The sequence below is a fragment of the Chryseobacterium sp. JK1 genome (assembly GCF_050632815.1).
Lineage (GTDB): Bacteria > Bacteroidota > Bacteroidia > Flavobacteriales > Weeksellaceae > Chryseobacterium.
This window is the reverse complement of sequence record NZ_JBODRU010000001.1, coordinates 1,700,479-1,721,268: the sequence shown is the minus strand read 5'-3', so window position 1 is coordinate 1,721,268 and position 20,790 is coordinate 1,700,479. Positions and strand designations below refer to the sequence as shown.

Sequence of the window (20,790 nt, the reverse complement as noted above, 5' to 3'; positions counted from 1 at the left end):
AAGCGGTTGGCTGCTGCTAAGAATTTTAAAAACGATCCATAAAATAACACTTAAAAAAAGAATTTACAGATATGGGAATTATTGAACCTGGAATTGGACTTTTGTTTTGGATGACCCTTACTTTTGTTATCCTATTGTTTCTTCTCGCTAAATTCGCTTGGAAACCAATTGTAAATGCTGTGAATGATAGAGAAACTTCTATCGTAGATGCATTGAACCAAGCTAAATTGGCTAAAAAAGAGATGGAAGATCTTAAAGCTGACAACGAAAGAATCATTCGTGAAGCTAAAATTGAAAGAGACGCTATCCTTAAAGAAGCTAGAGAAATTAAAGACAGAATCGTAGGTGAAGCTAAAGATGTAGCTAAAGCTGAAGGTGATAAACTTATTGAAGCTGCTAAGCAAACCATCAACGCTGAGAAAAATGCTGCAATGGCAGACATCAAAACTCAAATCGGTGCTTTATCTGTAAACATTGCAGAGTCTATCTTGAAGCAAAAGCTAGATAATACAGAAGCTCAAAATGAATTAGTTCAAAATTATATCAACAAATCTAACCTTAACTAAGAATGCTTACATCTAAAGTAGCGAAAAGATACGCACAGGGTTTACTTGATTTCACTAATGAATCAGGTCAGACAGCTGCCGTATTTTCTGAAATGAAAGATGTAGTGAAGATCATGGCTGAATCTAAGGATTTGAACAAATTCTTCCTTACACCTTACATTGATGCAAAAAAGAAAATAGAGGTAGCAAACGAAATTTTCAAAGGTTTATCAACATCTTCCCAGAACTTGATCACATTGGTTATTAAACACGGACGTGAGAACCAATTGAAAAATATCGCTCAGGAATTCATCAACAAGGTAGAAGATATCAATGGTGTACAAAGAGTTACATTGACTACAGCTACTCAGATTTCAAAAGAGAATATGGATCAGATTCTAAGGTCTACCAACCTGGTGAACGCCAATTCAAACTTCGATTTGAAGCTGATCATCAACCAGGATATTTTAGGAGGATACATCCTAAGAGTAGGAGACCAGCAGGTAGATGCGTCTGTGAAGACAAAATTGAACCAAGTTAAAAAAGATTTTCAATTAAATTAAGAAAAACAACCATACAATGGCAGAAATAAATCCGGCAGAAGTATCTGCGATCTTAAAACAGCAATTGGCCAACTTCGATACTCAATCAAACGTTGAGGAAGTAGGTACAGTTTTAACCATCGGTGATGGTATTGCTCGTGTATACGGGTTAGAAAACGTACAATACGGAGAGTTGGTGAAATTTTCTAGTGATGTAGAAGGTATTGTACTTAACCTTGAAGAAGACAACGTAGGTGTTGCTTTATTGGGTGAAAGTAAATTAGTAAAAGAAGGTGATACAGTAAGAAGAACAAACAGAATCTCTTCTATCAAAGTAGGAGAAGGTATGTTAGGAAGAGTAGTAGATACTCTTGGTAACCCTATCGATGGTAAAGGTCCTATCACAGGAGATTTATACGAAATGCCATTGGAAAGAAAGGCTCCTGGAGTAATCTTCAGACAGCCGGTAACAGAACCTCTTCAGTCTGGTATCGTGGCAATTGATGCGATGATTCCTGTAGGAAGAGGGCAGAGAGAGCTTATCATCGGTGACAGACAAACAGGTAAAACTACTGTAGCGATCGATACGATCATCAACCAAAAAGAATTCTTTGATGCTGGTAACCCAGTATATTGTATATATGTTGCTATCGGTCAGAAAGCTTCTACTGTAGCACAAATCGTTAAAACTCTTTCTGATAAAGGAGCTTTAGCTTATACTGTAATCGTTGCAGCTAATGCATCAGATCCAGTTCCAATGCAGGTATATTCTGCAATGGCAGGAGCTTCTATTGGTGAGTTCTTCAGAGACACTGGTAGACCAGCGCTTATCGTTTATGATGATTTATCTAAACAAGCGGTTGCTTACCGTGAGCTTTCTCTACTATTGAGAAGACCACCGGGCCGTGAAGCTTACCCTGGAGACGTTTTCTACCTTCACTCAAGACTATTGGAAAGAGCTGCAAAAGTAATTGCTGATGATAACATCGCTAAGCAAATGAACGACTTGCCAGAATCTCTTAGACCAATCGTAAAAGGTGGTGGTTCATTAACAGCCCTTCCAATTATCGAAACTCAGGCTGGTGACGTTTCTGCATATATCCCTACAAACGTGATCTCTATTACAGACGGACAGATCTTCTTGGAGTCTGATCTATTCAACTCAGGGGTTCGTCCTGCGATCAACGTAGGTATCTCTGTATCGAGAGTAGGAGGTAACGCTCAGATCAAATCAATGAAAAAAGTTTCTGGTACTCTTAAGTTAGACCAGGCTCAATATAAAGAACTTGAAGCGTTTGCTAAATTCGGTTCTGACCTTGATGCCTCTACTTTAGCAGTTATCTCTAAGGGAGAAAGAAACGTAGAGATCCTTAAGCAGCCGGTAAATGCACCGCTTCCTGTAGACAGTCAGGTAGCAATTGTATACGCTGGAACAGAAAACTTAATGAGAAACGTTCCATTGAACAAGATTAAAGAATTCCAACACGAATATATCGAGTTCCTAAGATCTAAGCACCCTGATACTATGGCTGCTATCAAGTCTGGAAAAATCGATAACGATATTACAAGCGTTCTTAAGCAGGCTGCTAACGATTTAGCTTCTAAATACAACTAAAAAAATTCAATGTTTAAGGTTTGAAATATAACGTTTTAAGCCTTAAACTTTAGACCTTAAACTTTGAACCCAAATTAATGGCAAACTTAAAAGAAATACGAGGCAGAATTACGTCAATTTCATCTACGATGCAAATTACCCGTGCTATGAAAATGGTTTCCGCTGCGAAACTTAAAAAAGCACAGGACGCAATCGTAATGTTGAGACCTTATTCTGAAAAATTACAGGAGCTTATCCAGAATGTAAATTCTAGCTCTGATCCTGATCAGATTTCTGTATATGCTCAGAAAAGAGAGGTTAAAAGAGTACTTTTCATCGCTGTTACTTCAAACAGAGGTCTTGCAGGAGCTTTTAACTCTTCAATCGTAAAAGAGCTTAACCTTCAGTATCAGAATAATTCTCAATATGAGATTGAAGTTCTTCCTGTAGGTAAAAAAGTATATGATGCTGTAAGAAGAACACGATCAGTATATACTAATGGAAGTTCTGTTTATGATAACTTAAGCTTTGATGCTGTAGCCCACATTACTGAAGGGGTTATGACGAGCTTCAAAGAAGGTAAATTTGACGAAGTTTATGTTATTTATAACAAATTCGTGAATGCTGCCACTCAGGAAGTAACTACAGAACAACTTCTTCCAATCTCAATGCCTGAAACTACTGAGCCACAGGTTGAAACAGATTATATCTTTGAACCAAACAGAGCTGAGATCTTGGATAATTTGATTCCTAAGTCTATTAAAACTCAGGTTTTCAAAGCAATCTTAGATTCAGTAGCATCTGAACATGGAGCAAGGATGACTGCAATGCACAAAGCAACAGATAATGCAGAAGCTTTGAGAAATGATCTTAAGATTTTCTATAACAAAGCAAGACAAGCTGCAATTACAAACGAGATCTTAGAAATCGTTTCCGGAGCAGAAGCTTTGAAAAATTCGTAAAGAATTATTTTAATATACTATCAAAAGCATCGATACTATCGATGCTTTTTTTATGCCTGAAAACCTTTGGAAGCTCATTTGGTAGCCAAAAACCCACTTTTAATGCTGAAAATGAGCGGTAGGGTCGAATATTTTTTTTATTGAAAAATACTCAGCTATTATCGATTCATTTTTTCATTACAAAATCATTAGATGAAATATTCCAAGCCAGATTCAGGTTATTTATATTTTACATATCTTTGTAGCTAATAAAATATATACAACCTCTAAATGGACTCGGACATAGTCAGGCTTTTGCTGGCCTTATTTCTTGTTTTACTAAATGGCTTCTTCGTAGCCGCAGAATTTTCAATTGTTAAAGTTCGTTACTCACAAATCCAATTAAAAGCCGCAGAAGGTAACTCTATGGCTAAACAGGCAGAACATATCATCAAACATCTTGATGAATATCTCTCTGCTACACAGTTAGGAATTACATTGGCATCCCTTGCCCTTGGTTGGGTAGGTGAAAGTGCACTGCATCATATTGTTGAAAATATTTTCACATCTTTGAGCATTGATTTGACTCAGACAACCATTACTACAATTTCAGTAGCTACTAGCTTTGTGTTGATTACCATTATGCATATTGTATTTGGTGAGCTTATCCCCAAATCTATCGCCATCAGAAAATCCGAAGCAACTACCATGGCAACTGCGGTTCCATTGAGAGTTTTTTATACGATTTTCAAACCGTTTATCTGGTTGATGAACTCAATGTCTAACGGGTTCTTGAGATTAATCAAAATTCACCCCGCTTCGGAGCAGGAAATTCACTCTACAGAAGAACTTCAGCTTTTGGTGAAACAGAGTGCAGACAGCGGTGAAATTGAAGAAGAGAACTATGAGATCATTAAAAATGCTTTTGATTTTACAGATCATTCAGCCAAGCAGATCATGGTTCCAAGACAGAATATTACCTCTATAGACTTTGAAGAAGACGTTAATGACATCATCAATACGATCATGGATAGCGGATATTCTCGTATTCCTGTATATATTGATTCAATAGACAATGTGATCGGAATTTTCTATACTAAAGAAATTATAAGAGAATTTGTTAAAAGAAAAGGAGATCTTGATCATGATGATTTGAAAGACCTCATGCGTGATGCCTTTTTCGTGGTGGAAAGCAAAAAAGTTTCAGATTTATTGAAGACTTTCCAGTTGAAAAAACAACATATTGCGATTGTTATTGACGAATTTGGTGGAACGGAAGGAATTATCACCCTTGAAGATATTCTGGAAGAGCTTGTAGGCGAGATTCAGGATGAAGAAGATGAAGAAGAAAAGATCGTTGATAAAATAGCTGATAATACATATTGGGTACAGGCTACTCAGCCTTTGGATGAGATCAATGAGCATTTACCCAAAAAATTACCACTTTCTGAAGAGAGCGAATACAATTCATTAGCAGGATTTATTCTTTATGAACTGGAAGAAATTCCAGAAGAAAACCAAGAGTTTGATCTTGATAACTACCATTTTAAAATTCTGAAAATGAATAATAAAAGCGTAGAACTTGTGGAATTAATTTATCAGGAACCCAACGCTATTGATAACCTAGCAGATAAAATTGGAGAAGTTTAAAACCCCTACAATGAATTTTTATAATACGATAAAAGACTACGAAAATCCAAAACGGCAGTATGAAGAAGAAGTTCTCGTACTTGATGATACCGATGATGTCTATAAATTGGTGCTTCACAACGATGATATCCACACATTTGATTATGTGATTGACAGTCTGATAGAAATCTGCAAGCACACATTGGAACAGGCCGAGCAATGTACTATATTGGTCCATTATAAAGGTAAATGTACCGTAAAAACGGGTTCAATGGATGTTTTGAAGCCTATGCATGAAAAACTGATTTCGCGCGAATTAACAAGCGAAATTGTATAAAATAAAAAAACCGGCCAATACAAGGCCGGTTTTTTTGTGAAAATCTTTTATGAATACTTCGTATTGCCATTCTGACGAAGGAATAATCTAAATATTCTAAATTTAATACCCAGTTTTATTGTTCCTGTAAATTATTTTAACGCACGGTTTGCAAGGTTCTTAATTAAAAGAATGAAGAATTCTGTTCGCGGAGGCGTTAACACTTAGCCAGGCCCCTTTATTGAGCCCCCTTGCTGAATGAAATGCCATTGCGAACACAAATATCAATGCAATATTATAAAGCTTTTGCATATTCCTGGCGTTAAAAAATAAAACAGTAGTTTTTAAAGATAAAAAGTAGTTTTTTCCCATTCAATCATCCAATTTTCAGTAACTCAACTATTTTTGAGAGTAATTGCTTTACCCTCAGAGTATAAAAGTTTTCTAATCACTCATTTTCGCTCTCTGCATTGCCACATTTTATCTAAAATAGTATATTTGTACCAACTATAAAGAAACAAAAAAATAATGCTTGTAATAGGAATTGCCGGTGGAACAGGATCTGGCAAAACTACAGTTGTTGACAAGATACTTCAGCAACTTGATATTGAAGGAATGAACATCCTTTCTCAGGATAATTATTATCACGACAATCACAATCTGACCCTTACGGAAAGAGAAGCTTTAAACTATGACCATCCAAAGTCCATAGATTTTGAATTACTGATAAAACATGTTAAAGCTTTAAAAAATAATGAGTCTATTGAACAGCCTATTTATAGCTTTGTCACTCATTCCCGAACAGGAGATCATGTCACTGTAGAACCTAAGAACGTATTGGTGGTAGAAGGAATTCTTGTTTTAACCAATAAAGAATTGCTTAAAGAATTTGACCTGAAAGTCTTTGTTCATGCCGATTCTGATGAAAGACTAATCAGGCGTATCAGGAGAGACACCCAGGAAAGAGGAAGAGATCTGAGCGAGGTATTGCACCGTTATCAGACTACCCTGAAACCAATGCATCAGGAATTCATCGAACCATCTAAAAATGATGCCGATCTTATTATCCCTAATATGAAACAGAATTCCGTAGCGATTGATTTTTTAACTACTGTTATTAAAAACTCGTTGAGAAAACATTAAAAAAAATGGAAGAGAACAAACTTATCAAAGACATTCAGCCGAAATCTGAAACATTCAAACTTATCCAGAGATATTTTTTGAATAAGTATACCATTACGATCTGTCTGTTTTTGGTATGGATGATTTTCTTCGACAAAACTTCATTTCTTGTTATTAACGAACTGAATGGAGAGATTCATAAGTATGAAGAGCAATTGGATTTTTATAAAAAAGAATATGAAAAAAACGATGCTTTTTACAAAAAACTGATGAATAACAAGTCTGAAAAAGAAAAATACGCAAGAGAAAATTATTTTATGAAAAAACCAAATGAAGAGATCTTCATCCTGGTTGTAGACAGTACAAAAGTCGCTAAGAAATAAGAGCTTGCTAAAAGTGTCAATAGTGAATAGTCAATTTAGTTTGTTGGCTGGTACTATTCACTTGTGAAACAAAATTCACCATTGACCATTCACATTTTAAACTAAAACTCATGTCAAATACAGATATCCTTCCAAACTGGGAAAAATTGGTTAAAAAGCAGCTTAAAACAGAAGATATTTATCCTGTTTTGGAAAAGGCAAACCTCGAAGAAATAGAAGTAAAACCTTTTTACACAGAAGTTCAGAAACCATTGGCGAATCTGCCAAGAATTGAAGAAAGTACCCATTTGGTGGCCAGATATCACGAAAGCCTGGAAGATGAAGTATTTGCATTCCTTTTGGAACATAATGTAGAAAACCTTGATGAGAAAGCTCTTTTTATCAATAACAAAGAACTTGCAGGTCATATCAGTCCCAAAGAAGAAGACCAATATTTCTCGTTAATTGATATTTTTAATGAAAAGGAGGGAAGTATTGATGATCAGCTGGCGAAAGAATTACTATCCAAAGACTTTAAAAGAAATATTTGTGTAGATATTTCCTTACACCAAAATGCCGGAGCCGCTATTTACCAGCAGCTTGGTATAGCTTTAGCAAAAACAAAAGAACTTCTGGAGGTGTATGGAGCCGAGATACTCAATAAGCTGATCTTCAGAATTGCGGTAGGAGGTAATTATTTCTTTGAAATGGCCAAACTGAGAGCTTTTAAAATCGTTTTCAATCAACTTTCAAAAGAATACGGACTGGATGAGATTCCTTACATTTTTGCAGAAACTTCCCAAAGAAATAAAGCGGTTTCAGATAATGAAAACAACCTGATCAGATCTACATTAGAACTTGCTTCGGCAATGATTGGGGGAGCAGATGCTGTTTTTACCAATAATTACCTGGTGAGCAGAAGTACTGATAATTCGGAAGAGATCTCTTTCAAACAGCAGATTGTTTTAGCTTACGAAAGTATTATCAATGTATTTGAAGATGCTTCTAACGGAAGTTATTATGTAGAAGATATTACCCGTCAGTTTGCAGAGAAATCATGGGCTTTATTTATTGAAATAGAAGAAGCTGGAGGATACCTTGAGCTGTTAAAGCAGGGAATTATTCAGAAAAAAATCTATGAACATGCTGTAAAAGAACAGCAATGGATTGAAGAAGGAAAAATAAAGCTGATAGGAGTCAATTTATACCCTAAATTAGACGTTAAAAAGACTATCGGAGATCTTTACAATGAAAAAGAAATAAAAGCAGTTCGTTGGGCAGAAATGTTTGAATAAAACATTTCCATTAAAAAGTTAAGCTAGTTTTTTTGTTATTATTATCCTCAAAAGCGGCGTTCTGATATTATAAGACTAAACCTCTTTATTAGAGATTATTTTAATAAATAACTATTTTCTGGAAAGATTTTGTGTAATTTTATCATAACACAAAACACAAATGATATGAAAGAAAATGAGATAAGTTTTTTTATCAGAAAATCTATTTTTTCTGTCTATAATGAACTCGGTCCTGGGCTTTTAGAAAAGGTTTACGAAAAAGTTTTGGCTTACGAACTTGAGAATAACGGTCTAAAAGTAAAGACTCAGGTTCCAATGAAAGTTAAGTATAGAGATACTATTATTGACTCCAGCTTTGTTGCTGATATCATTGTAGAAGATAAAGTTATCATAGAAGTGAAAGCGGTACTGGAAATAGGAAATATTCATCATCAGCAATTATTAACTTACCTAAAGTTGACAGGATTGAAATTAGGAATTCTGGTTAACTTTAATACTGATTATATTAGCAAAAGTATTTTCCGGAAAGTGAGAGGACATTTGGACTGATTTTTTATAACCACAGATCACGCAGATTTTCACAGATGATTGCGCATATTTTATTTGATAGTAAAGAAAAAAGCATACCAATTGCTATATCTATATTAAAGCTGTTATACAAGAAATAAAACATAAACATCTGCGAAAATCTGTGTCATCTGTGGTTAAAGATTAAACTCCATGTAGCTATTTTTTACAAAATATTGGAATATATTAAGAACTAAAAACATAAACATCTGCGAAAATCTGTATCATCTGTGGTTAAAATATTAAACAAAGAAGTTCAAAATTATATCAATGCAAATCTGAATGTAGATTTACACACATTATTACTGAAAAAATCACCATTTCCCGATCTTTCTATGCAGGAAATAGTACAGCAGGTCAAAGGAAAGCAGGTAGCAGAAAGAAAATTCCCCTTCCTTTTAAAAGAAGGAATTGTTTTCCCTCCACAACTCAGTCTGGAGCAGGCATCCTCTGAAAAAACAGCCCTTTATAAATCAGAAATTTTAAAAGGTAAAAAATTCATTGATCTGACAAGCGGATTTGGAATTGACGCTTATTATTTATCTCAGAATTTTGAAGATATTACCTTAGTAGAGCAAAATACAGAACTTTTAGAAACAGTAGCGCATAACTGGAATGTTCTAGGAAAAAAAGCAAGATTTATCAATAAAAAACTCGAGGGCTTTTTACATGAAAATCAAGAGCATTTTGACACCATTTATCTTGATCCTGCAAGAAGAGATCAGAATAAAAACAAAGTTTTCCTTTTAGAAGATTTGTCGCCTAATATTCTGGAAATACAGGGAGAATTATTATCAATTTCCAACAAGGTTGTCATTAAGCTTTCTCCGTTAATTGATCTCAAATACCTTATTTCTGCGTTACCTCAGATTTTCAGAATCGATATTGTAGCACTGAAAAATGACGTAAAAGAAATTGTAATTTTCCTATCTAATGAAATTCATCATGCGATTACTTGTAATACAGTGAATCTGGAAAGCGGGGAATCAGCCTTTAGTTTTACCTTCGGAGAAGAAGAAAATGCGGAATCAGAGTATTCTGAGCCTGAAAAATTTATTTATGTTCCTAATAATGCTATTTTAAAAGCAGGTATTTTCAATTTGATTTCAGAAAAATTTGAACTTAAGAAGCTGCATCCCAACACTCATCTTTATACTTCGGATCAGAAAAAAGAAAGCTTTCCCGGGAGAATTTTTGAAATGGATATCGTTGATTCTAAAAGTGTTAAAAAGAAAGGTCAATTTAATATTATCGCTAAAAATTACCCATTAAAGCCTGAAGAAATCAAAAAGAAATATGGATTAAAAGACGGTGGCAGTCATTACCTTATTTTTACACAATCCAAAAAAGGGAAAATTATTTTAAAATCAGTATAAAAATGTTGCTGAAAAAAGCAGGATTTCTTAATTTTGGGCAATCAAAAATTTAAGCATGAAATCGCGGGCTGTTTAAATAACCAAAAATAGTGCGGTTTCATATGATTTTTTAAAAAATTAAATTGTACATATGAAAAAATTGATTATATGTTTAGCTATTGCAACTGTAGCTGTAAGCTGTAAAAAAATATCTGCTGGAGGGAATAAAAATACTCTAAAACTAGAAGAAGGAGCAGAAAGATATTCTGATGATCCACAGGGAGGAGAAGCTCACGGACATGGTCATGAGGCTGCTGCAACAGCTGAAGGATACAAAGAAGAAGCTGTAAAACCTGAAGTTCATAAAACAGACAGTACTGCCGCTGCAAAACCTGCTGAAGCAAAAGAAGCTCCAAAAGCTGAACACTAATTATTCGTATAAAATATACAAATGCCCTGTTTATGCAGGGCATTTTTTATGAAAAAGATCGCTATTGGGCTCATTCACATAAGGTTGGGAAAATCCTTTCTTTTTACTTGGTCCTGCCGGGCATTTTTTTTAATTTTAACAAAATAAAATTTTACAATGCAAGAGACATTAAATTACATTAACGAAAACAAACAGCGTTTCGTAGATGAATTATTTGAGTTATTGAGAATTCCTTCTATTTCTGCAGATCCTGCGTATAAAGATGACGTTTTGAAATGTGCAGATGTAGTGGCAACATACCTTAAAAATGCAGGAGCTGACAATGTTGAAGTTTGCCAGACCAATGGGTATCCAATTGTTTTTGGTGAAAAGATTTTAGACAAAAATTTACCTACAGTATTGGTGTATGGACATTATGATGTTCAGCCTGCTGATCCATTAGAATTGTGGACAAAGCCGCCTTTTGAGCCTTATATCGAAAAAACTGAACTACATCCTGAAGGAGCAATCTTTGCAAGAGGTTCTGCTGACGACAAAGGACAGTTCTTTATGCACCTGAAGGCTTTTGAAGCTATGATGAAAACCAATGCTCTTCCTTGCAATGTTAAATTTATCTTAGAAGGAGAAGAAGAAGTTGGTTCTGTAAGCTTAGGAGACTGGGTAAACGAAAATAAAGAAAAATTAGCTTGCGACTGTATCCTTATTTCTGATACACACATCTACAGCAACGAGCAACCTACAGTTACAACAGGTTTAAGAGGTCTGAGCTATGTAGAAGTAGAGGTGGAAGGTCCAAACAGAGACTTACATTCTGGCCTGTATGGAGGAGCAGTTCCAAACCCTATCCACGTTCTTTCAAGAATGATTGCAAATCTGATCGACGAAAACGGTCACATTACAATTGATGGCTTCTATGACAATGTAGAAACCGTTTCAGACGAAGAAAGAGCTGAAATGAACAAATTGAAAGACAATCCTGAAGAATTCAAAAAATCGATCGGATTAAGTAATATTGAAGGCGAAAAAGGATATACTACCTTAGAAAGAACATCCATCCGTCCTACTTTAGATTGCAACGGAATCTGGGGTGGCTATACAGGAGAAGGAGCAAAAACAGTAATCCCTTCAAAAGCTTTTGCTAAAATTTCAATGCGTTTGGTTCCTTACCAGACCCCTCAGGAGATCACAGAAAAATTCACGAAATATTTCGAAAAGATTGCTCCGGATACGGTAAAAATAAAAGTAACTCCTCACCATGGAGGTATGCCTTATGTTTTACCAACCAATACAAAAGAATTTGCAGCAGCAAAACAGGCTATGGAATCTGCTTTCGGAAAAGAAGTTCTTCCTTACAGAGGAGGAGGAAGTATTCCAATTACAGCGATGTTTGAGCAGGTTTTAGGAGCTAAATCTGTATTGATGGGCTTTGGGCTGGATTCTGATGCAATTCACTCTCCAAACGAGCACTACGGATTATTTAATTTCTATAAAGGAATCGAAAGTATTCCATTGTTTTTTGAAAACTATTCGAAATAATTCTTCGTTAACATACAACAAAAACAGGATGTTTCTCAATGGAAGCATCCTGTTTTTTTATTCTAAATTGTTGATTGAAGGTCATTGTAGGGCTGATAGGTGTTTTTAATTTATCAAAATAAAATAATTATTGTTATTTATTTAATATTATTATTTCACTTTTGGTGGAAATTTAGTATTTTTATAACTAAACTTACCAGCCATGAAACAATATTACTCACTTGTACTGACTTTATTTTCAGTACTTTGCTTTTCGCAGCAAATTATTTCTTTCGAAAATGCAGAAGGTTTTTCACCAATAGATGTCAACGGACAGGTGAATTGGATCAGTACTCCTACAGGAGGAACACCTGCCAATGTTACCCAACAGATCATCAGTATGGAAAAATCTACACATGGGAGCAACTCTCTCAAAATTGTACAGGAATCTACATTTGGAACACAATCAGAACCTATTATAGGAGGGTTTTATAATCTGCAGATCCCCTTGGCGTATACCAACTTCTCTGTTGAATTTGATATTAATATGTCTCAGCGCAACGGGTCTGTTTTCGGCTTTCAGGGAGTTGATAGCATAGAAGAACAGTACGTTGTAAGGGTGGATTTCGATAAAACAGGAGAGATAAAGATTTTAAATACAGTTTCAGGAACGCAGACTCTGATCACCACTTCAGAAACTTGGGCACCGAATACCTGGTACAAATTTAAAGTGTTAGGAACAGGTACAGAAGTGAAATATTACCTTAATAATTTTTTACTTTTTACAGGTTCGGCAGCAGCAGCTTTAGATATCGGCCAGTTAAGATTTGTACACAATAATGCATTGGGAACTGCTTATATTGATAATATTACCATCAATAAAGATATTGTACTGGGGGTGAATGATGTTCGTCCCAATACAAAAACTGTAACACTGTATCCAAATCCGGCTACAGAATTTTTGAAAATTGATTCTCAGAATAAAATAAAATCTGTAAAAGCTTTTGATCTTAACGGAAGAAGAATGGAAATTACTATGGAAGGAAATAAAATTGATGTAAGACATTTAGCTGTGGGAGAATATCTTCTCACGATAGAAACAGACGGGAAAAACATGATCGAAAAATTCATCAAAAAATAACATGATAAATCTTAGCCCATATAAAACGCTCCAATTGGGGCGTTTTTTTTATTATAAAATGCGAATCAAAAAAACATTGAATGAGAATTGAAAATGAGTGTAGGAAATAGTAAAAAAATTCCGGGAATCAAATTAGATATATGTTTTACGATAGATTAATGAGTTAATAGATAAAAAGTTATCTCTTTCTTTTCTACGATAATCTTAGAAACGGTATTTTTGCATGCAAAACATTTTTATGAAAAAAAATATATTATTATTATTTCTACTAGTCGGATTTAATAGTTTTTCGCAGCTTATTCAAGTACCTGTATATTCAGGTTCATCTTTGCAGCCGGGACAGCCGGGGGGCGAATTTGCAAAGTTGCTTGACGGTGATAACTCCACGATTTATCATTCGAAATGGTCTCAGAACGGTATTCCGGATGAGCTTACATTTTATTTTACCTCGAATGTCATCAGCATTAAAAAGCTGGTTTATACTCCCAGGCAATCCGGGACAAACGGTATCTGGACCAATGTAAGTATTTCCTATAGTACACAGGGGGCTCCGAATACTTTTATCATGGTAAACAATAATTTAATTTGGGCATCCAATGCTCAGGATAAAGAAGTTGTTTTTTCAACGGCTATCCAGAACCCTTATATGATTAAAATTTCAGTAAACGCAGGCATTGGAAACTATTCGAGCGGAGCAGAGATGAAATTCTTTTCTGAAGCACAACCTGCGATTACTAATGGTATAGACTGTACCATCAATACATCAGAATTAAGTATAAATGGCGCTAACGATGTGAAGGCTACTATCATTCCTTCAGGAACAACCGCATCATCTTATCAGTCGGGGGAAAATATTGATAAATCTTATGATAATGATATAAATACATTGTATCACTCTTCGTATAGCAATACTACTTTTCCGGTGGTGTTAAACTACAGATTAGACGGATCTACTCCTATTGATTATCTGAAATATACACCTAGACCCAGCGGGGACAATGGCCGGTTTGGAAGCGTGAACATCAGCTACAATACTATTGTAAACAGCACGTTTGTTAATCTGATGTCATTTAATTTTGAGCATTCTTCTTTTCCTGTGAATGTCTACTTCCCAAATCAGATCACTCCTTTAAATGTAAGAATTACTGTAAACAATGGCCAGGGAAATTTTGCTAGCTGTGCCGAAATGGGTTTTTATACAGCAGGCTCTTCAGGAGCTGTAAATCCTTACAATACTATTTTTGCCAACACACTTTACTCAGCATTAAAGCCTTCTGTTATTCAGGCAGATATTGATGGGATGGCATCACCGTTCTATAAGGGTTTGGCACAGTGTCTGTTCAATGGAACCTATGTAAATAAATACAGGGTTCAGGATTATAAGGTTTACCCTCCTATTTCTGTTACCACAGGTAATTTAAAGGTGGGAAGCGGTTATGATAGTTTTGAAAACGCTACAGGTATTGTTTTTACACAGGGAGATAAAGTGGCCTTGTTTGCTCAGAATATCCCTTCCGGCGCCAGCATCTCATTGCAGGTAAAGGATTTTTCTACCATTCTTGGCGGTACTACCTCCTATTATGAACTTCATAATGGTTTGAATGTATTTCAGCTGACCAACAGTGGTTTAGGATACATCAGTTATTATAATACCAATGCAGCTTTGCCTGATATCAAAATCAATATTGTTTCCGGTAAAGTTAATGGACTATATCATTATCAGACCTCTACGCAAAGTGATTGGCAGACTAATCTTACAAATTCAGCCTATCATATGATGGATGTTGTGGGACAGCATTCTCATTTAGTTTACAAAAAAAGTATGCTTAAAAATTATGCTCCTTTTGATCCTGCAGTGCTTGTTTCAAAATATGACCTTATTGTAAAAAATGAATGGCTTGTAATGGGATTGTATAAATATAATTTAATTCCCAAAAACCGTATGTTCAGCTATAGTAATAACGGCGGGGGCTGGTATGCCGGCGGACTGGGTATAAATATGGATTCTGAATGGGGTGAAGAGAACCTGGCTGATGTCAATCAATTGTCTTTATGGGGAATTGCACATGAATTCGGGCATATCAACCAGATCAGACCCGACATCAAATGGATTGGGACTACAGAAGTAACCAATAATATGCACAGTGCATGGGTAGATTATCATATGAATCCCCAAAATGATGGAATGTCTCGTTTGGAAAGAGAAGCTGTAGAGCCAGCAGCAGGAATGACCAGTATCGCGGGAGGAAGAATAAACGGAGCTATTTTGAATACTGCCATCAATCAGGAAGCTCTACAGGGGAACGCCAACACGGATGTTTTTAAAGTGCTGGTACCTTTCTGGCAGCTTGAACTGTATTATCAGCTGGCCGGAGCTTCACGAAATGCTCCGGTTCTTTCCTTAAATTATCCAAACAATTATACAGGAGTAGATTATGCGCACTGGTTCGGTACTGTTGCGAACAAAGCAAGAGGTTATAATGCTTCAGGGATTTCAAATGGTGAGCTGCTTCTGAATTTCGTGAAAAACACCTGCGATGCAGTACAGGAAGATTTAACCGGATTCTTCATTAAAACAGGATTTTTAAAACCAATAAACAGATCTATTGATGATTATGGTACCGGACAGCTTACCATTACGCAGGCTCAGATTGATGCTGCTGTTTCATCTATAAAGGCTAAGAACTACCAGACCCCTGTTTCGCCGGTCATACATTATATTTCATCCCGAAGTATTGAGGCTTTCCGTAACCAGCTTCCGCTAAGCGGGCAGACAGGTCAGGGAGTTACTTTAAGCAATAATTATCTTACTGTACAGCACAGTGTCTGGAAAAATGCAGTTGCCTATGAGACAATGAATGCGAACAATGAACTTATCTATGTATCCGTTACAGGGGCAGGAGATACAGCCAATCAGATGACAAAAGTCTACTATCCTTCAAATGCCGCCACCGTGTATGCAGTAGGGTATAATGGTGAGAAAATTCGGGTCTATCCGTCAACCTGTACAAAACTGCCCGCAGGGGGTATGCCTGATGCCTATACTACAATAGGGATATCTATTCAGGAAAACCAGACAGGCTGGCAAGATAAAATTCCAAATGGGCACCTTGCGATGCAGTCCAAAGCAAAAGGGTTTGTTGTTACAAGGGTAAATCATGTAAGTACCATACCCGCTGTCTCAGACTCTATTTCGGATCCGAAAGCAGGGATGCTCTTGTATGACATACAGGATAAATGTACCAAATTATTTAACGGCACTATGTGGAACTGTATTAAAAAAAGCTGTAATGATTAAAAATATAATATATATACTGGCAGTACTAAATGTTTTTAGTTTTGCTAATGGCCAGATTGCGATATCAAAAAGTAAAATTAATGGGAACAGTACTATATTAGATTTTGAAGATTCTCCGTTCAACCGGAAAGGAATTATTCTTCCGTCTGTAGAGAATGTTTCAGAGGCTTTGGCAACAGTCACTTCTCATAATAACGGCACATTTTTGTTTGATATAAGTGATGATAAAGTAAAGATGTATGAGAATGATACTTGGGTTGATTTAAGCGACAGTGGAGACGATTCTCTGATAATCCGAAATTCGTCTCCTGATTATTCTACTACTCAGGGAATCATTATCAACTCTCACATAAGTAATGCGAAAGGAGTCATTGTTTTGGAATCAAACAATAAGGCGATGATTCTTCCTAAAATAGAAAATCCACATCTAAACGTCAAAAGTCCTTATCCTGGTATGATGTGCTATGATACAATAAGTAACTCCTTGGCTATATTTAACGGCAGCGAATGGAGTTATTGGAAATAAAATATGTAATCCTTTTCCACAAAACGTCTCATTTTTTTGTGAATAAAAAGAACAAATCTGGATAAGCTCTTTCTTTTCTGGCTTTTTAATGGAAAAGTTTTTGTAGATCACCCGGTGATGGCTTTTGAAAAATTCATCAAAAATAACCTGATAAATCTTAGCCCATATAAAACGCTCCAATTGGGGCGTTTTTGCTATTTTAGAGAATTAAAATTTGAAATAATATGTCAGAAAATAAAACCGCTTATATAACAGGAGGAACCAAAGGAATTGGTTTCGGGATTGCTAAAATTTTACTTGAAAACGGAATCTCTGTAGCATTTTCAGGCAGAAAAAGGGATGACGTACTGAAAGCTGAAGAAGAATTGAAACAATATTCGGAAAATGTGCTGGGAATCGTTTCGGATGTAAAAAGTCTTGAAAGCGAGCAGGAAGCTGTAAAATATGCTACAGAAAAGTTTGGAAGACTGGATTATGTTATAGCCAATGCCGGATTAGGCATATTTAAGCCTGTAGATGAGCTTACAGCGGAAGAATGGAATGATATGATAGAAACCAATCTTACTGGTGTTTTCTACACCTTAAAAGCTTCTGTAGAAGAACTGAAAAAGTCGGAAGGATATTATATCACTATTTCAAGCCTTGCAGGAGCCAATTTCTTTGAAAACGGAACCGGTTACAACGCTTCAAAATTTGGAGTGGTAGGATTTACCCAGGCGGCAATGATTGATCTGAGAAAATACAACATCAAATCCACAGTCATTATGCCCGGCTCCGTAGCGACTCATTTTAACGGAAATATTCCTTCAGAAAAAGACAGTTGGAAGATTCAGCCGGAAGATATGGGGAACCTGATTTTGGATATTTTAAAGATGAATCCGAGAGTTTTACCTAGTAAAATAGAGTTTAGGGCAACAAAACCAGGTAAGTAACTACATCTAATGTATTGAATAATAATTTAATAAGTATTATGCATGCATAATATATTTTTTATTTATATTAGCAAAAATTAATTCACACAAAATCTCTGCATAAACTGTCATGATTTTATGCTTATAAGAGAAAAAATAAAATAGTACACATGAAAATATTAGTTTGTATTAGTAGTGTTCCGGATACTACTTCCAAAATTAACTTTACAGCAGATAAGTCTGCTTTCGACAAAAACGGAATTCAGTGGGTGATCAACCCTCTAGATGAGTTTGCATTGACAAAAGCAATTAAACTTCAGGAGTCTCAGGGAGCTACAGTAACAGTAATCAACGTAGGAGATGCTGCTACAGAACCTGTAATCAGAAAAGCATTGGCAATTGGTGCAAACGATGCAGTAAGAGTAAATTTAGATCCGAAAGACAGCTATTCTACAGCAAAAGAAATCGCTGCTGTAGCTCAAAACGGTGGATATGACCTTATCCTTTGTGGTAAAGAATCTATCGATTATAACGGAGGTTCTGTTCCGGGAATGGTAGCACAATTATTAAACCAGCCTTTCGTAAATGCATCTGTAGGATTAGACGTAAACGGAAGCGAAGCTACTGCAGTAAGAGAAATTGAAGGTGGAAAAGAAACTATTTCTGTAAAATTACCAGCAATCATTGCAGGTCAGAAAGGATTAGTAGACGAAAAAGACCTTATCATCCCGAATATGAGAGGGATCATGTCTGCAAGAACTAAGCCTTTGCAAGTGGTAGAGCCAACTTCTTCAGAAGTGAAAGTTCAGGGAGTATCTTATGACAGCGTTCCTCCAAGAGCAGCTGTAAAAATGGTTTCTCCTGACAATCTGGACGAATTGGTAAGATTACTTCACGAAGAAGCTAAAGTAATCTAATCTTTAAATTTTTCAATCTTTTAATTTTTAAATTTAAAAAAATGGCAGTATTCGTATACGCAGAAAATATAAACGGAGTTTACAAAAAAGCAGCTTTTGAAGCAGTTTCTTATGCTAAAGCTATTGCTGATAAAGCAGGAGATACCGTTACAGCAATCTCTGTAAACCCAACAGATTCTTCAGATTTATTGTACAAATATGGAGCATCAAACGTTATCAATATCAAAGATGAAGGTCTTAAAAACTTCTCTGCAAAAGCATTTGCTCAGGCAGTAAGTGAAGTAGCAGACGGAAATACTATTGTTTTCCCTCATACTACAGACGCTTCTTCAATCGCTCCAATGCTTGCAATCATGAAGAATTATTCTTTATTGACAAATGCATTAGAAGCTCCCGAAAGCCTTTCTCCATTCCAGGTGAAAAGAAAAGCTTTCTCAGGAAAAGGTTTCATGCATGCTAAAGCAGAAGGAAACGGAGTAATTGTTACTGTTTCTCAAAATGCTTTCGGAGTTAAAGAAAATGCAGTTTCCGGTTCAGAAGAAGTGAAAAACCTTTCTGTAGCCAATGAAGATACAAAAGTAATCTCTCACGAGCAAAGTTCTGGTAAATTAGACCTTAAAGAAGCTGAAATCGTGGTTTCTGCAGGAAGAGGAATGAAAGGCCCTGAAAACTGGGGAATGATTGAAGATCTTGCAAACGTTTTAGGAGCTGCTACAGCTTGTTCTAAACCAGTTTCAGACATCGGATGGAGACCTCACACAGAACACGTAGGACAAACAGGAAAAGCAATTGCACCTAATCTTTACATTGCAGTAGGGATTTCAGGAGCTATCCAGCACCTTGCCGGTGTAAACTCTTCAAAAACTATCGTAGTAATCAATAACGACGCTGAAGCACCATTCTTCAAGTCTGCTGATTATGGAGTAGTAGGAGATGCTTTCCAGATTATTCCTGCCTTAACAGAGAAAATCAAAGCAATTAAAGGATAAGAAAGTGAATGGTGAATAGTCAATTCGCTTTGCCCGTCAATTTTTAATTAAATAATTCACTTGCGAAGCAAAATTCACTATTGACTTTTTACAATCATGAACAATACAAATAAAAGCTCGGCTTTCCGGGCTTTTATTTTTGTGTAAAAAAGTGAAATCACAATAAAAAATTAATCTATATTTGTAGCTATGGATTATAAGCAGCTAATTATTCGCGGAATATCGTACAGCCAGACACAATCAGGGGCGTACGCATTGTTATTGGAGCATGAAGAAACACACATAAAATTACCTGTTGTTATAGGAAATTTCGAAGCTCAGTCTATCTCTCTAGGACTAGAGAAAGATATTCATCCACCGCGCCCTCTTACCCATGACTTATTCACAAAATTTATAGTTTCTGCCAATTATGAGTTGATGTCTGTGATCATTTATCAGATCGTAGACGGAGTTTTCTTCTCCAATATCAACTTTAAAAATAAAGCGACAGACGAAGAACTAATTCTTGATGCACGAACTTCTGATGCCGTTGCCATGGCAGTAAGATTTGATGCACCTATCTTTACCACTCAGCAGGTTTTGAACGAAGCCGGGATTCTATTGGAACTGGAAGATGTTTCCAAAGAAGATCAGTCTTTCTCAGAAACAGTACAAAATGAAGACAATTTGAAATCTCTTTCTATGGAGGAACTTCAGAAGTTGTTGGATGATGCTGTGAAAGAAGAAGATTATGATACTGCCCTTGAGATTCAGGAAGAAATCAAGAGGAGGAAAAAGAAAATTGACTAAAGAGAT

The 20,790-nt window shown here is 35.9% G+C and carries 20 protein-coding genes; all 20 read left to right on the top strand.

Annotated features, from left to right (window positions below):
• Nucleotides 1-71: 71 nt before the first annotated feature.
• The 20 genes from ACQ76T_RS07780 (at nt 72) to ACQ76T_RS07685 (ending at nt 20,784) form a co-directional block, all read left to right on the top strand.
• Nucleotides 72-566, top strand: a complete 495-nt coding sequence (locus ACQ76T_RS07780) for a F0F1 ATP synthase subunit B (protein WP_431342745.1) — start codon at nt 72-74, stop codon at nt 564-566.
• A 2-nt stretch (nt 567-568) separates the two neighbouring features.
• Nucleotides 569-1,108: an ATP synthase F1 subunit delta gene (gene atpH / locus ACQ76T_RS07775; protein WP_431342744.1), complete on the top strand. Its 540-nt coding sequence runs from the start codon at nt 569-571 to the stop codon at nt 1,106-1,108.
• 16 nt (nt 1,109-1,124) lie between these two features.
• On the top strand, nt 1,125-2,702 hold the full coding sequence (gene atpA / locus ACQ76T_RS07770; protein ID WP_426478777.1) for a F0F1 ATP synthase subunit alpha: 1,578 nt from the start codon (nt 1,125-1,127) through the stop codon (nt 2,700-2,702).
• A 77-nt stretch (nt 2,703-2,779) separates the two neighbouring features.
• Nucleotides 2,780-3,643, top strand: coding sequence for an ATP synthase F1 subunit gamma (gene atpG / locus ACQ76T_RS07765; RefSeq protein WP_431342743.1), 864 nt, complete (start codon nt 2,780-2,782; stop codon nt 3,641-3,643).
• A 270-nt stretch (nt 3,644-3,913) separates the two neighbouring features.
• Entirely contained in the window at nt 3,914-5,272 is a 1,359-nt protein-coding gene (locus ACQ76T_RS07760; RefSeq protein WP_431342742.1) for a hemolysin family protein, read from the top strand.
• Between the two features lie 10 nt (nt 5,273-5,282).
• Nucleotides 5,283-5,588, top strand: a complete 306-nt coding sequence (locus ACQ76T_RS07755) for an ATP-dependent Clp protease adaptor ClpS (protein WP_422692537.1) — start codon at nt 5,283-5,285, stop codon at nt 5,586-5,588.
• 507 nt (nt 5,589-6,095) lie between these two features.
• Nucleotides 6,096-6,710 (top strand): uridine kinase, encoded by a 615-nt coding sequence (gene udk, locus ACQ76T_RS07750; protein ID WP_431342741.1) that lies wholly within the window; start codon nt 6,096-6,098, stop codon nt 6,708-6,710.
• 5 nt (nt 6,711-6,715) lie between these two features.
• Nucleotides 6,716-7,072, top strand: coding sequence for an FtsB family cell division protein (locus ACQ76T_RS07745; protein ID WP_422692536.1), 357 nt, complete (start codon nt 6,716-6,718; stop codon nt 7,070-7,072).
• A 110-nt stretch (nt 7,073-7,182) separates the two neighbouring features.
• Complete coding sequence (locus tag ACQ76T_RS07740) at nt 7,183-8,346, top strand: methylmalonyl-CoA mutase family protein (RefSeq protein WP_431342740.1); 1,164 nt, start codon at nt 7,183-7,185, stop codon at nt 8,344-8,346.
• A gap of 165 nt (nt 8,347-8,511) precedes the next feature.
• Nucleotides 8,512-8,895, top strand: coding sequence for a GxxExxY protein (locus ACQ76T_RS07735; protein ID WP_431342739.1), 384 nt, complete (start codon nt 8,512-8,514; stop codon nt 8,893-8,895).
• Nucleotides 8,896-9,143: 248 nt separating this feature from the next.
• A complete protein-coding gene (locus ACQ76T_RS07730) occupies nt 9,144-10,289 on the top strand; it encodes a class I SAM-dependent methyltransferase (RefSeq protein WP_431342738.1) in 1,146 nt (381 codons plus the stop codon).
• A 130-nt stretch (nt 10,290-10,419) separates the two neighbouring features.
• Complete coding sequence (locus tag ACQ76T_RS07725; RefSeq protein ID WP_431342737.1) at nt 10,420-10,698, top strand: hypothetical protein; 279 nt, start codon at nt 10,420-10,422, stop codon at nt 10,696-10,698.
• A 156-nt stretch (nt 10,699-10,854) separates the two neighbouring features.
• Nucleotides 10,855-12,234, top strand: a complete 1,380-nt coding sequence (locus tag ACQ76T_RS07720; protein ID WP_431342736.1) for a dipeptidase — start codon at nt 10,855-10,857, stop codon at nt 12,232-12,234.
• Between the two features lie 202 nt (nt 12,235-12,436).
• Complete coding sequence (locus ACQ76T_RS07715) at nt 12,437-13,354, top strand: T9SS type A sorting domain-containing protein (protein ID WP_431342735.1); 918 nt, start codon at nt 12,437-12,439, stop codon at nt 13,352-13,354.
• Between the two features lie 238 nt (nt 13,355-13,592).
• Nucleotides 13,593-16,652: a M60 family metallopeptidase gene (locus ACQ76T_RS07710; RefSeq protein ID WP_431342734.1), complete on the top strand. Its 3,060-nt coding sequence runs from the start codon at nt 13,593-13,595 to the stop codon at nt 16,650-16,652.
• Nucleotides 16,645-17,178, top strand: coding sequence for a hypothetical protein (locus ACQ76T_RS07705; RefSeq protein ID WP_431342733.1), 534 nt, complete (start codon nt 16,645-16,647; stop codon nt 17,176-17,178). Before ACQ76T_RS07710 ends, ACQ76T_RS07705 begins: the two co-directional genes overlap by 8 nt.
• A 224-nt stretch (nt 17,179-17,402) precedes the next feature.
• Nucleotides 17,403-18,110 (top strand): SDR family oxidoreductase, encoded by a 708-nt coding sequence (locus ACQ76T_RS07700; RefSeq protein WP_431342732.1) that lies wholly within the window; start codon nt 17,403-17,405, stop codon nt 18,108-18,110.
• A 149-nt stretch (nt 18,111-18,259) separates the two neighbouring features.
• Nucleotides 18,260-19,006 carry an electron transfer flavoprotein subunit beta/FixA family protein gene (locus tag ACQ76T_RS07695; protein WP_422692529.1) on the top strand — a complete coding sequence of 249 codons (747 nt, stop codon included), beginning with the start codon at nt 18,260-18,262 and terminating at the stop codon, nt 19,004-19,006.
• 41 nt (nt 19,007-19,047) lie between these two features.
• Nucleotides 19,048-19,995, top strand: coding sequence for an electron transfer flavoprotein subunit alpha/FixB family protein (locus tag ACQ76T_RS07690; RefSeq protein WP_431342731.1), 948 nt, complete (start codon nt 19,048-19,050; stop codon nt 19,993-19,995).
• Nucleotides 19,996-20,184: 189 nt separating this feature from the next.
• Nucleotides 20,185-20,784 carry a bifunctional nuclease family protein gene (locus ACQ76T_RS07685; RefSeq protein ID WP_431342730.1) on the top strand — a complete coding sequence of 200 codons (600 nt, stop codon included), beginning with the start codon at nt 20,185-20,187 and terminating at the stop codon, nt 20,782-20,784.
• Nucleotides 20,785-20,790: the final 6 nt, after the last annotated feature.